Origin of the sequence: Nonomuraea sp. NPDC049709 (assembly GCF_040674815.1) — a bacterium.
GTDB lineage: Bacteria > Actinomycetota > Actinomycetes > Streptosporangiales > Streptosporangiaceae > Nonomuraea.
This window is the reverse complement of sequence record NZ_JBFANM010000151.1, coordinates 1-13331: the sequence shown is the minus strand read 5'-3', so window position 1 is coordinate 13331 and position 13331 is coordinate 1. Positions and strand designations below refer to the sequence as shown.

Here is a 13331-nt window from a genome sequence, read left to right as displayed (position 1 = left end):
CCGGACCGGATGCCGGGGCTGCTCTTCGTGCCTGTCGCCGAGGGCAAGACGTCGAAGAACCGGCTCCACCCCGACTTCCGCCCCGACGACCAGGATGCCGAGGTCGCCCGGCTGCTCTCCCTCGGTGCCCGGCGCGTCGACACCGTGCAGGACGAGCAGCACTGGGTGACCCTCCTCGACCCGGAGGGCAACGAGTTCTGCGTCCTGGGTGAGCGGAAGAGCTGAGCAGAAGCGCTGGCGGAAGCGCTGAGCGGAGGCCGGCAGTTATTCGAGGCCCGAGTCGTACGGCGGAGCTCGAACCCTCTCGACGTTGCAGCAGGTCAGAGCGCTCAAGATCCACCCATGGCCGGAATTCCCGTTATCTCGGCTCGACCCGAGCAGTGCCGCCCTGAGAATGGCCAGTGGCACAGGTCACATCACAGGAGTAGGGCGTCGTGAAATCGTCGGGGACGCGACGATCATGGCGGAGCGCCCGCGTCAGCGAGGTGATCCGCGAGGTGGCTGGCGGGATGGCTACGTTGGTCTCAGCTGACACCGGATGTCGGTCTCTTTTGGCACCAGCATCGATGGTGCGTATCGGATGTCGATGGACGTCGGCACCGCGGTGACGCCGAAGTGCCAGTGCTGACTTATATAAGTTATGCCTGGTATGATCGTGGGTCGTGCACGCGTTCGACATCCTCGGAGACCCGGTGCGCCGGCGCATTCTGGAGCTGCTTGCCGACGGTGAGCAGACCTCTGGCGCGATCACAGACGTGATCCGGGCCGAGTTCGCACTGTCCCAGCCGGCTGTCTCGCAACATCTGCGCGTTCTGCGTGAGAACGGGTTCGCGTCGGTCCGGGCTGAGGGGGCTCGCCGGTTCTACGCCGTCGACCCCACGTCGCTGAGCGAGGTTGACGTGTGGTTGGACCGGTTTCGCGGGTTCTGGGATCAGCGGCTCGATGCCCTGGGAACTGAGCTGGCCCGCGGCAGGCGTGCATCCCGGGACCCGGGTGTTGGCAAGGCCGATCCGCAAGCGAAAGGAACATCACATGAAGGACGTGCTGGACGAACTGGCCGCTGCGCGCCGGACGATGGGCATCGCGACCCTGCCCGCCGGCGACGCGTACACGATTGAGCTGCGGCGTTGCTACGACGCACCGGTCGACGAGGTGTGGAACGCCATCACCGACCCCGAGCGGCTGGGCCGCTGGTTGGAGCCAGTCACCGGCAACCTTCGGCTCGGGGGGTCGTTCGAACTGGACAGCGGTGAGCACGGCGAGATCCTCCGTTGCGACCCGCCGCGGCGGCTGCGGGTGTCCTGGCTCTTCGGGCCGGAGGCCGACGAGTGGCCGGGTACGAGTGAGGTCGAGGTGCTCCTGTCCCCGAGCCCTGCCGGGGGCACCGAGTTCGAACTGGTCCATGCAGCGGCAGTCGGGGAGCCCATGTTCCCGACCTACGGTCCCGGTGCCGGTGGTGTGGGCTGGGACCTGCGTCTCCTCACCCTGGCCCGGTTCCTAGCCGACGGCGAGGCCCCCGATCACGAGGAGTTCCAGACCTCGTCCGCGGGCCGCGAGTTCGCCAGGCGTAGCGCTGTGGCATGGGGCGAAGCTCACCTGGCCGCCGGCGGCGATCCGGATCACGTGGCGGCCGCGGTCAAGGCCACCACCGCGTTCTACGTCCCCGGAGGCAACGAGCGATGAAGTACACCTCGATCGAGCTCGATCGAGATAGACCTGCCCCGCGAGAAGGTGGTCCAGCTGATCGCCGACCCGCCGCAGATGCCAAAGTGGCTGCGGGGCCTGGTGCTGCACGAGCCGGTGAACGGGGTGCACGGCCAGCTCGGGACCACCTCGCGAGTCGTGTTCCAGATGGGGAAGCAGAGGATGGAGGCCACCGAGACCATCACGCGCGAGGATCCTGCAGACCTGCACGCCATCCCGATCTCGCGGTCGTCGTGCACTACGACCGCGAGATCGTCGGCGAGGGCATGTGGCGGGCCCAACGCGACCGCCTCACCTTCGGCGGCACCATCATCGAAACCGCGCCAGGCCGTCGAGCCCGCCGTGTTCAGCGCAGGCCTGACCCGGGATGGGCGTCCCTGGGTCTCCTCCTGGGACGGCAACCCTGACCATGATGTCAACGCCGCGTGCGGCCACCACCTGCGCGCGTTGTGCGGAGGGTGTGGAGTCTGCACCACTTGTGACGGCTGCTACTGCGCCGAGCTGGCGCAGGATGCCGCCATAGACGCCGAGTGCGAGCGGGAGATGCGCGAGCACCTGGAGCACGACGAGCACCGGGCCGACTGCGACCGGTGCGAGCATGAGCGCCAGGAGTCCGCCGACTACACCCGGTGCCCGAAGTGTGGCCCGGCCTACCCGGACGGCATCGGCGACCACCACCGGCACAACCCGCCCTACTGCATGCGGCTCCCGGCCTACCGGCTGGGCGTCGACTGGGGATACCAGCGAGGCCAGCGCGTGACCCTGATCGGCACGCACTACAACATCACCGGGTACGTGCTGCCCGACCAGCCGGCCCCCGACCCCCGCGCCTACCACCCGTACATGCAGCTACGCCGGACCGACCCCGGCTACGAGGGCGAGGTGGCCCCGTTCAACCCGCGTGACTGGCTGGAGGTCCACCCGGCACCTTCCGGGGAACTTCCCACCGCCCCACGGGTGTGCCTTCTCGTTTGATCCGTCGTGTGATGTTATCGGTGACCTGCGGTTCGCCAGTTGTATCTGGGGTGGTCACTGGTCTTGCTCTCTCATTTCAAGTGGCGAATTTCGTGGAACGGGACGACAGCGTAGGCGTCGTGCAGGCTGTCGGCCGCGCGCGTCCCACGGTGACGGGAGTCCATGAGACGACCCCCGGAAAACGTGGCGCGCGGCTGGTTTCCTCGGGCAGCATCGAGGTGTCTGCCACGTTCGACACCCTGATCCGGAGCGGCGATGTCCGAAGAGAACGGTTTCTCACTGCGGATCACCCCGGCTGGGGCCGACGTCGATCCGGTAGAGGTCGAGGAGTTGGCCATCCAGCTCCGCCGGGACCTGCTGGCGTCGGGGATCCCCGGGGTCACGCGCGCGATGGAGGGGCCGGCCCCTGAGGGGACCCGGTCGGCCGAGCTGCTCGCCGCCGGGATCGGCTTCCTGGTGACGGGACTGTCCACGGCGGCGTCCGTGGCGCAGATCGCGGACTATGTCCAGCGGTGGCGGCAGGCGCATCCGCGTCGTCGCCGGGTCCTGGTCTCCGTCGAGACCGGTACTACGTCTGGTGGTGCGGCTGCTTCCGGTACGGTCGGCCGGCGGAGCGCGCTTCTGGTGGCCAACGCGGCCTACCAGGATCCCGGGCTGAGCCGGTTGCGTTCGCCGGTCTCCGACATCAGGGCGCTTGCCCAGGTCCTCGGTGAGCCGGGCATCGGTGCTTTCGACGTCGAAACGCTCACCGATGCCGGTGAGTCCGTGTTACGCCGCCGGGTCGCGGCTCTCTTCGCCGACCGGCGGCCTGACGATGTCCTGCTCCTGCACTTCTCCTGCCACGGGCTCAAGGACCAGCGGGGCCGGCTCTACCTGGCGGCGGCCGACACCGAGCTGGGCTCGCTCGCGGCGACCGGGCTGCCGGCGTCGTTCATCTCTGAGCAGATGAATGAGTCCGCGTCGCGGTCGGTGCTGCTGGTTCTGGACTGTTGCTACAGCGGGGCGTTCGCGCGCGACACTCCGGTGCGCGCGGATCGCACCGTCTACCTCGGCGACGAGTTCCGCGGGGGTGGGTCCGGGCGTACGGTGCTGACCGCGTCCAGCGCGACCGAGTACGCGTTCGAGGGCGGCCAGCTCACCTCCTACCAGGCTCAGCCGTCCATTTTCACCGAAGCGCTGGTGCACGGGCTCCGGACCGGGGGCGCCGATCTGGATCACGATGGTGAGATCACCGTTGACGAGCTGTTCGACTACGTCGCCCGGCGCGTCCGCGAGGCCGGGGCCGGGCAGGTGCCGCGTAAGTGGAGCTTCGAGACGACCGGGGCGCTGGTGGTCGCGCGCAGCGTCCGCCCGGCCATACTGCCGGAGGAGGTCCGCGCGGATCTCGGCAGCGATCGGCCCGTGCTGAGGCTGGAGGCGGTGCGAGCGCTCGCCGAGCTGCTCGCCGGGGGGCGCGAGGGCTATCGGCGGGCCGCTCGTGAGGCGCTCGCCAGGTTACGCGACGACGATGACAGCAGGCAGGTGCGGGCGGCCGCCGCTGCCGCCCTGGGTGACGTCGCGCCTCCCCTGCTGCCCCCGCCCGCCGTACCTCCGCCCGCGATCGGGACGCCCACCGAGACGTCCGCAATCGAGACGCCTGGGGTCGGGACGTCCGCAATTGAGACGCCTGGGGTCGAGACGCCCGCAATCGAGACGCCTGGGGTTGAGATGCGATCGCCGTCGCCACCCGGCAGCGCCCCGGTGCGCGTCACGAAGCGCCGACGCGTGTTGGGCTTCAGCGCGATCGGCCTCGTCGTCGCCATCGCCGCTACGATCGGCATCGTCGCCGCACTGCCCAAGCAGCCCACTACAGGGAGCGGCGGCGGCTCGGCAGGCTTTGGGGCGACGCTGGGGATGATCACGCTGAGTCACGACGGCTCGATCGAGTCCGCTGAGCTGAGCCCCGACGGCCGCTGGGTGGTCACGCTCGACCCGCCGGCCGACCAGGCCGCCGCGCGGATCGCGAGGTTGTGGGACACATCGACCGGCCAGAAGGTGGCGACGTTCGACACGGACAACGGCGTCGTCTTCAGCCCGGACGGCAACCTGGTCGCCGGCGCCTACTTCGACGGCAAGCGCGAAGTCACCACGGTGGACGGCAAGTCGCTGGGCGTCCGTTGGGGTGGCACGACGACCGCCTCGCTGCGTAACACCAGCAGGGGCGACGTCATGGCCTCGTTCACCGGCCACCGGGGATCCGCGGCCGTGGCGTTCAGCCCGGACAGCAAGACCGTCGCCACGGCCAGCACGCTCGCCGCCGAAAAGCCCTTTGACGCGCCGATCCGCTTGTGGGACCCCTCGACGGGCAAGCTGCTGGCCACGTTGGCCGGCCACCGTAACGGGATCCAGAGCATGGGTTTCAGCCAGGATGGGAAGGTGCTGGTCACGGGTGCCGCCGGCGGGGTGACGAAGGTGTGGGACGTGGCCGGCGGCAAAGCCACGGCGACCCTGGACAACGCTTGGTTCCCGGTGTGGATCAGCCCCGACGGCAAGACGCTCGCCGACACGCTGCCGGGCGGCAAGGGCGGCTTCGAGCTGAGGCGCGTGCCCGATGGGAAACGGCTGACTTCGGTTGTCAAAGCCGGGCGCTTGGCCGGCTTCACGCCCGGCTCCAAGGCGTACGCGACCGACAAGGACGGGAGCGTCCGCCTCTTCGACCTCGCGACCGGGAAGGCTCGCGCGACTCTGACCGCAACGGTGCGGGGCGATCTGGTGTTCAGCCCGGACGGCAACCTCATCGCCGCCGTGACGACGGAGGGCGAACCAGCTCTGTTCGACGCCGCAACTGGTCAGGGGCTCACGCCGCTGACCGGCCACACCGGCAAGGTCACCGACCTCGCGTTCACGGCGGACGGACAGGCTCTCTTCACCACCGGGACGGATAAAACGGTGCAAAAGTGGTACGTCAAGCGCTGATCATGGACAGAGGCCGGCCTAGTCGTTCAGGGGACGGCTCTGAGAGCGTCGATGATGGCTCCTGCCGAAACTACATCCATGCAGTTCAAGTGGCATGTCGGTATTTGCGAAGGACTCCGCCGAGACGATCTCCCCGAGTGGTAATGTCGATGACGAGCAGCAGCGTTTGTCGGTCAGTTTGGACAGCGCTTACGGCGGTTGCTGGCAAGAAATGTCGGTGAGAAGGAGCAGCGCTTCGCGGCACCGAAGTCGTTGACGCCGCTTCATCCTCGGCGGCCGGATGGTCACGCACCATCGTCTCAGGTCAAGATCGTTCGTCCTGGCTTCGCCTCCGGGCGCTCCATCTTGACCTGCTCCTCTGGCACGCGAGATCGCCGCTGTCCGAGTAGCAGCGGAGTTTGGGGTGCCGATCCCTGCGGTCTGATCACGGCGGGAGGTCGCGCCAGCGTTCGGCCGACGCCAGAGCGTCCAGGCTGATCCGCTCCAGGAACGCACCACCCCTGGCCAGGCGGCGCCCCACGGGCGTGTCGAGCCCGAGCGTCTGCCCCGCCGCCTTCGTGATCTCCGCCGCCGCGAGCGTCTGCCGTGAGCTGATCACCGTCGAGTGGTACCAGGCGTCGTCGTCGACCACGTAGATGTCGCGCCGCCGCCGCGGATCGCGTTCGCGCCTGATCAGCCCCTGCTGGGTCAGGTAGCCCACGGCCATGGAGATCGAGGCGGGACTGACTTTCAGCCCGCGCGACAGCTCGGCCGCGGTGAGCCTGCCGTCCTCGCTCAGCCATAGGCTGATGAGCACGCGCGCCACCATTTTCGGCAGGCCCATCCCGACCGCCATCTCGACGGCTCCCTCTTCCACCTCGAGGACCTTGCGGTCCCGGGGCTCGGCCTCGGGCGAACGGGCCGGGCTGCGCCGCGCCCGCCGCGCTGCCGCCTGGTGCGCCCGCTCGGGGCGGTAGTCGCTGGGACCGCCGTTGCGGCCGACCTCACGGCTGATCGTCGATGTCGGCCGGTCCAGCCGCCTGGCGATCTCGGCGTAGGAGCGCCCTTCGGCGAGGCCGGTCGCGATGCGCCGGCGGTCCTGCTGAGTCAACCTTCCTTCTGACACCACACCACTATTGCGTTCGACACCACACAATGCAACGTTTCATTGCATTCAGCTTCACCGTCAACGCATCAATATATCGGACTTTACCTGCATCATCTGCATTCATTGATTGACAGAATTTCTGAAAGCAACATAGCTTTCAATCGTGATGAACACGTACTATCGCGATGAGCCGGTCACTCCGTCCCCTGACCATGCACCCGCCTGTCCCTTCGATCCCACCTCTTCGCGCACTGCCCTGCGCGCAGAGCTCTGCAACCGGTGAGGATAGAGGTGTTCAAACGCATTCTTCCTGCGCTTGGCCTGCTGGTTCTCGCGCCGCTGATCGGCGAGTATCTGCTGGGCAACATCGCCATCAACGCCCTACCAATGATCATCGGGCTGATTCCGCTCTATGGCGGTGGCGCGCTGCTGATTCGTGAGGTCGCCCGCCGGTGGCGGCTGGGGTGGCCGGGGATCATCCTGCTCGGGCTCGCCTATGCCGTGATCGAGGAGGGCCTGCTCACCCGGTCGCTGTTCGATCCCGACTATGTCGGGTTACGGTTGCTCGACTACGGGTTCATCCCGGCACTGGGCATCGGCGCCTACTGGACCGTGTTCGTCCTGGCCATCCATGGGGTGTGGAGCATCGCGGTGCCGATCTCGATGGTAGAGGCGGGCTCACGCCGTCCGGACACCCCCTGGCTCGGCAAGGCCGGCCTCACCGTGTCAGCCGTCCTGTTCCTGCTAGGCGGCGCGGTGCCCATCGCCCTGGCCAGTCCGGCCGCCATCTACCCGTTGTCGGCCGCTCAGATCACCTGGACGCTGACCGCGGCCGTCGCCCTGATCACCGCCGCGTTCCTGTCCGTTCGATTCCGCCGCCCCCTCTGTTCGGCCACACCGGCCAACCCGTCGACCGTCTTCGCGATCGCCATCGTGGCCGGGTTGGCGTTCTGGCTCCCGAGTTTGCTCGCCCTGGTGGGGATCAAGCTGGAGTCCGTCGTGCCCGCGTGGATCACGGTCGGCTTCTACCTCGCCCTCTACGCCACGATGACGCTGCTCATCCTGCGCTGGTCCCGGCGCACGGGCTGGGGACCCTGGCACAAGTTCGCCCTGGGCGCTGCCGGCCTGGTCACCTACGCCTGGCACAGCTTCCCGCAGCCGCCGAGCTTCCCAGCGCCCGCGCATGTGGACCTCATCGGCAACGCGGTCTTCGCGCTGGCCGCCCTCGGGCTGCTCGCCTTTGGAGCGGTACGGCTCCGCCGCACCGCTCCGCCAACTTGACCTTCAACCTCGGCGCTTGCGAGATCGCTCCAGACTTCTTAACCGTTGGCCACCAAGGCCACGATGTCCTCGAGGCGGAAGCGCCGACCGACACTGTCGTCCTGGTGACCCGGAAGGGGCGTGCGAGCCGAGCAGATGTCCAGCGGGCGGGTCAGCTCGCGGCGGCGGCCTTCTTGCCGGCTGCGGCCTGAGCTTGGGATTTGGCGAAGCGGTAGGAATCGGTGCCGGTCTCGATGATGTTGCCGCCGTAGGTCAGGCGGTCGACAATGGCAGCACACACCCGTGGCTCGGTGAACGTCTTCGTCCACCCGCTGAAACTTTCGTTTGAAGCGATGGCGACACTGTTGGATTCCTCTCTTTCGGTCAAAACCTGGAACAACAGTTCGGCTCCGTGGCGATCAAATTCCATGTAGCCAAGCTCATCGATACAAAGGAGGTCGACGCGGCCGCAAAATTCATCGGCATGACCGAAATCGCGTCCACGCTTCCGCAAACACCCTGAACTCGGCATGTGCGTGCGACGGGCATGGTCATGATCGCCTCGAGTTCATCCGCGGCATCCGGATACCAGTGAGCACCGTCGTGATGCCGGTCTCGGCGAGAATCGCATCCATGAGGGGCCGGGAACTTTCCATCCCTGTCTCGGAGCAGAAAGCGCGCCCGGCAGCCCGCATCGTCCAGGTCCATCACCAGACTCTTCATCGCCTGGGTGACCCAGCTCGCGCTCGGGTGCGCGGTGGTGCCGAGCACGCGGACGCGCCTGGTGGCGTGTTCGATGACGGCCAGGATGTACTGGCGCTGCCCGTTCAAGGTGATGGTCTCGAAGAAATCGGCGGCCAGCAGGGCGTCGGCTTGCCTGCGCAGGAAGTCGGCCCAGGTGATGGAAGCCCGCTCGGGCGCCGGTTCAAGACCTTCCTGCTTGAGGATCTCCCACACCGTGGACGGCGCGACCTTGATACCGAGTGTGGAGAGTTCACCGTGCACCCGCCGGTAACCCCAGCCGGGGTTCTCCTGGACCAGACGCAGGATGAGAGCGCGGATGGACTGGACGGTGGGTGGACGGCCAGGCCGCTTCGGTCGGCAGGTTCGGGCGTGACGTCGTTTCATCAGATCGCGGTGCCAGCGCAGGACCGTGTCCGGGCGGACGAGGAGCCGCAGCCGGCGCAGGACCTCGCGCGGCAGTGAAACCAGGAGCTCGGTGAGAAAGGCCCGGTCCTCGGGAGCGAATCTGACTCTGCTGTCGGCGCCAAGTTGGCGTTCGAGGACACTGATCTGGTGGCGCAGGGCGAGGATCTCGATGTCCTTGTCCCGATCGCCCATGGGCAGCAACCGCAGCGGGGCGAACGTGTTCGTGACGGTGAGGTAGGCCGGGCGAAGGAGCACAGCCGATCATCATGCCGTACTCGTTTGCCCTTCCTGGTGGCTGGAGCTCGCGTCGCCACGCGAACCCATCGCAGAGTTATGACCTGGGCGGATGTGGTGATCGGCAGGCACAGTGTGGGTTACCGATGTCACTGAGCATCGCACCTGTGAGGGCAAGCCGTATTGCTGCGAGGTGCTGGACGTCTACTCTCGTCACATGGTCGGCAGAGTGGCCAGGTACTCGGCGGCCGTGGTCTCCTCGGGGACGCCGAGTCGCCTGTAGATCTCCACCGCACGCCGCAACTCGGTCACCGCGACCTTCCGGTCCGCTGTCGCGGCCGCGCAGCGGGCGACACCTTCCAGCGCGTGCGCCTCATCCAAAGGGCTTTCGATCTGCCGGGCAAGGTCCAGTGCCTGCCAATACATTCGGGCTGCCTGCTCTGGGCCAGCGCAGGCGGCCAGCAGGGCTCCGGTGTGGTTGAGTGCCTCGGCCTCTCCCTGGGGGTCCCCCACCTGGCGGAACAGTGCCAGTGCCCGCTTCAGCAGGCCGGCCGCCGCTGGGTGCTTCCCGGTTCGGGTAAGAAGGCAGCCAAGCTGCTGCATCGCGTTGGCCTGTCCGAGTCGGTTGCCGAGCTGTTCATATAGCGCCAGCGCCCGCTCGTGCAGTTCGGCCGCCTGCGTGTACTTTCCGGTCAGGCGTCGGGTGCGTCCCAACGCGTTGAGGGCGTGGGCCAGCCCACTACGGTTGCCGAGCTGTTCATATAGCGCCAGCGCCCGCTCGAACAGGTCGGCCGCCTGCGCATAGTCCCCGGTCACGCGCAGGGGACGCCCCAGGTCGGTGAGGGCGTGGGCCTGCCCGAGGCGGTCACCGAGCTGCTCAAACAACGCCAGCGCCCGCTCATGCAGGCCGGCCGCCTGCGAGTACTCCCCGGTCACGCGCCGGACCCACCCCAAGCCGTTGAGGGCGTGGGCCTGTCCGAGGTGGTCGCCGAGTTGTTCATAGAGCGTCAGTGCCCGCTCGAACAGGTCGGCCGCTTGCGTGTACTTCCCGATCACGCGCCAGACGCGCCCCAGATCGGTGAGGGTGTGGGCCTGTCCAAGCTGGTGGCCGAGTTGGTCGTAGAGCGTCAGTGCCCGCTTGAGCAGGTCGGCCGCCTGCGTGTATTCCCCAGTCATGCGCCGGACCCACCCGAGGTTGTTGAGGATATGGGCCTGTCCGAGGTGGTCGCCGAGTTGTTCATGGAGCTCCAGTGTCCGCTCGAACAGGCTGACCGCTTGCGCGTACTCCCCGGTCAGATAGCGGATGTCGGCCAGGTGGCGCAGGGCGGTGGCCTCGGCGGCTGGATCACGCTGCATGTGGGCGGCGTTGGCGGCGGTGCGGTGCAGGGTGGCGGCCTGCTGCCAGGGGCCTTCCTGGCGTAGGTAGGCGGCCATGGCCGCGGTCAGCTCGATGAGAGGGAGGGGCAGGCTTTGGGCAGTGGCGTGCTCCAGGCAGGCCAGTAGATTGTCGTGCTCTGTGCGCATCCACGCCAGCGCGGTGTCACGGTCGGCTAAGTCTGGGCCGGCCGATGCGGAATCGGGGGCAGCTGGGGGTAGGGCAGGGTAGGGGGTGCGGGTCAGGTGGGAGTTGGCGGTCTGGGCGGTACGAGTGTAGTAAGCCAGCAGCCGATCGGTTGCCCGCTCGCGCTGCTCGGCTGTCTCACAGACGGTGGCCAGGTCGCGGGTGTAAGCGCGCAGTAAGTCATGGAGTCGGTAGCGGCCGGGGCCGGGCTCGTCTAGGAGATGATCGACATACAGCGCTTCCAGCTCGCGACGGGTTTGAGCCAGAGGGATGTCAGCCAGGGCGGCGGCGGCATAGACGTCGATGTCCGGACCGGGGTGTAGTCCCAGGTGTCGGTACAGCCGCTGCCGGTCGGCCGGTAAATGCTGGTAGGACATATCGAAGGCGGCGCGCACCGCCCGGTCCCCGGCCTCCAACTCGCCCAACCGGTCGGTTGCGACGGCGAACTCGGTGGCAAACGCATGCAGCGGCCAGGCGCGCTTGTGCGCGATCCGGCCAGCCAGGACTGTGATCGCCAGCGGCAGATGGCCGCACAAGTGCACCAAGCCTGCCACCGCCTCAGCGTCCGCCCAGGTCAGGGTGCCGCGCCCGGCGAGCCGGGTGAACAACGTGATCGCCTGCTCGCGCGGAAGGGTGGCCAGGTTGAGGGATTCGGCGCCATCCAGGCCGATCATCCGGCTGCGGCTGGTGATCAGTACCAGGCAGTTGGGCGCGCCGGGAAGAAGGGGCTCCACCTGGGCGTGCCCGGTGGCGTCATCCAGAATGAGCAGCACCTTCTTGTCGGCCAGGCGGGAGCGCCAGCGGGCGGCCCGCTCGCCGAGGTCGTCGGGGATCTGGCGCGGGTCCATGCCGGTGCGAGCCAGGAGCCGACCCAGCGTCTCGCCGGGGTCAGCGGCGGGGACGTTGGGGGTGTGGGCGTACAGGTCGACAAAGAGCTGCCCATCGGGATAATTAGCAGCCAGCAGATGCGCCACGCGAACGGCTAAGGCAGTCTTGCCGACGCCGGGCATGCCGTCGATGGCGTGGATGGCCACGATCCCGGTGCTCTGTGCGGCGGCGGTGGTGAGGTGACGCAATTCCTCATCCCGGCCGGTGAATGCAACCATGTCACGGGGGAGCGTGCGCATCTCCGGCGACACCGGTGGCGACAGTTGGTGGATGTGTTGGTCACCGGCGGCGATGTACTGGCGGGCCTGACCGTTGGCGTGAGCGTCGATCCGCACCTGGGGCCGGTTGTCGCCGCTCATAGCACGGTGGTCTGCTGGTCGTGGCCTGTGATGTACCGCCGCGCCTGGTCATCCGCGCGGTCGGGGATGTTTATGGTCGGGGCGCTAATCTGCTGACCAATGGAAAAGGGGAGGCGCCCCAGGTGCTCACTCGGTAGGTGCTGCAGAAGCGGCCCTAGCGTGGGACCGTCATCCAGTAGGTAAGGCAGCGATAGGCACCACATATCTTCCAGGGCATGTGCGGTGTCGGTGGTGTTCAGCCGACTGGCCTGCTGGGGCTGGATGTGGGCGGTATCCAGGTCAGTCGGCACCACCTTGGCCCCCTTGGGGCACGGGGTACGCCACGTGGCCACCATCTTGGTACGAGTCTGGGTACAGGCGTCGGTAGCCATCGCTCCCAGCAGCTTCGTCGCCGCGGCCGGCATGATCGGGTCCATCCCGTTCCACTCCTGCAAGCAACTTGGGACTTCACGGTAGACACGCCCATGGATCACGTACACAGAAAACGCGAACACGATCTGGAAATCGGGATGGTAGGAACGGCGCGGTCTGTCTGATCGTTGCCGCTCCGGCTCGTCGGTCGCTATCGCAACCACGCGTGCCGATATCTTATTGCCAGTTCACTCGGCCTTTTCCAACCTGAAGTCGCAGGTCACGGGGCGGGCGTGGGACGGGGCGGGGTGCTCGGGCTGTGCGCCTGCCGAAAATTCCATCCCTGCAGGTCAAGCGGCATGTGAGTATTCGTGGAGGACGCCGCCGAGCCGGTCTCGTCGGCGTACATTCGGGTCGGTGATTCGCTCGGGGTCCGTGATCGGGTCGGGGGCGGGACGCAGCGGCGCTGCTTGGTCCACGGCTTGATGGGCTCGGTGCTGGTTGTAGAACCGTTCGTACTCGCGTAGGGCGTACCGCAGGTGGCGTTCGTTCCACAGCAGGCAGCGGTCGAGAAGCTTGTGGCGACACGACTGCACCCACCGCTCCATGATCGAGTTCATGCGCGGCATCCGGATACCGGTGAACACCGTCTTGATGTCGACCTCAGCGAGAATCTCGTCCATGAGCGCCGGGAACTTTCCATCCCGATCGCAGAGCAGAAGGCGCGCCCGACAGCCCGCATCGTCCAGATCCATCACCAGATTCCTGATCGCTTGGATGACCCAGCTCCCGCTCGGATGAGCGGTGG

General features: G+C 67.4%; 11 protein-coding genes and 1 pseudogene. 6 read left to right on the top strand and 6 right to left on the bottom strand.

Annotated elements, in window-relative coordinates; all coding sequences use genetic code 11:
* From AB0J69_RS59890 to AB0J69_RS59870, 5 genes are all read left to right on the top strand, one after another.
* Positions 1–225 (top strand): VOC family protein (locus AB0J69_RS59890; protein ID WP_364137884.1); only part of this gene is annotated, 225 nt, incomplete at its 5' end.
* Between the two features lie 437 nt (positions 226–662).
* Positions 663–1118, top strand: a complete 456-nt coding sequence (locus AB0J69_RS59885) for a metalloregulator ArsR/SmtB family transcription factor (protein WP_364137882.1) — start codon at positions 663–665, stop codon at positions 1116–1118.
* Positions 1033–1683 (top strand): SRPBCC domain-containing protein, encoded by a 651-nt coding sequence (locus AB0J69_RS59880; RefSeq protein ID WP_364137880.1) that lies wholly within the window; start codon positions 1033–1035, stop codon positions 1681–1683. The genes AB0J69_RS59885 and AB0J69_RS59880 overlap by 86 nt, the downstream gene beginning before the upstream one ends.
* Before the next feature lie 48 nt (positions 1684–1731).
* Positions 1732–2679, top strand: coding sequence for an SRPBCC family protein (locus AB0J69_RS59875; protein ID WP_364137878.1), 948 nt, complete (start codon positions 1732–1734; stop codon positions 2677–2679).
* 483 nt (positions 2680–3162) lie between these two features.
* On the top strand, positions 3163–5634 hold the full coding sequence (locus AB0J69_RS59870; protein ID WP_364137876.1) for a caspase family protein: 2472 nt from the start codon (positions 3163–3165) through the stop codon (positions 5632–5634).
* Positions 5635–6058: 424 nt separating this feature from the next.
* Here the strand turns inward: AB0J69_RS59870 and AB0J69_RS59865 are convergent, their stop codons facing one another.
* Positions 6059–6724: a helix-turn-helix domain-containing protein gene (locus tag AB0J69_RS59865; RefSeq protein WP_364137874.1), complete on the bottom strand. Its 666-nt coding sequence runs from the start codon at positions 6722–6724 to the stop codon at positions 6059–6061.
* Positions 6725–7012: 288 nt separating this feature from the next.
* Here AB0J69_RS59865 and AB0J69_RS59860 point away from each other — a divergent pair, with 288 nt between their 5' ends.
* Positions 7013–8002 (top strand): hypothetical protein, encoded by a 990-nt coding sequence (locus AB0J69_RS59860; RefSeq protein WP_364137872.1) that lies wholly within the window; start codon positions 7013–7015, stop codon positions 8000–8002.
* 151 nt (positions 8003–8153) lie between these two features.
* On the opposite strand, the pseudogene AB0J69_RS59855 reads toward AB0J69_RS59860, so the two are convergent.
* The 5 genes and pseudogenes from AB0J69_RS59855 to AB0J69_RS59835 all read right to left on the bottom strand — a co-directional run.
* A pseudogene (locus AB0J69_RS59855) lies at positions 8154–8450 on the bottom strand (ATP-binding protein); the annotation flags it as partial.
* The gene (locus AB0J69_RS59850) at positions 8366–9322 is read right to left on the bottom strand and encodes a helix-turn-helix domain-containing protein (protein WP_364137887.1); all 957 of its coding nucleotides are present in this window, start codon (positions 9320–9322) and stop codon (positions 8366–8368) included. The pseudogene AB0J69_RS59855 and the gene AB0J69_RS59850, both read right to left, overlap by 85 nt.
* Positions 9323–9577: 255 nt before the next feature.
* Complete coding sequence (locus AB0J69_RS59845) at positions 9578–12031, bottom strand: tetratricopeptide repeat protein (protein ID WP_364137885.1); 2454 nt, start codon at positions 12029–12031, stop codon at positions 9578–9580.
* 137 nt (positions 12032–12168) lie between these two features.
* Complete coding sequence (locus AB0J69_RS59840; protein WP_364137870.1) at positions 12169–12747, bottom strand: hypothetical protein; 579 nt, start codon at positions 12745–12747, stop codon at positions 12169–12171.
* A 126-nt stretch (positions 12748–12873) separates the two neighbouring features.
* On the bottom strand, positions 12874–13331 hold a 458-nt coding region (locus AB0J69_RS59835; protein ID WP_364137868.1), incomplete at its 5' end, for an integrase core domain-containing protein.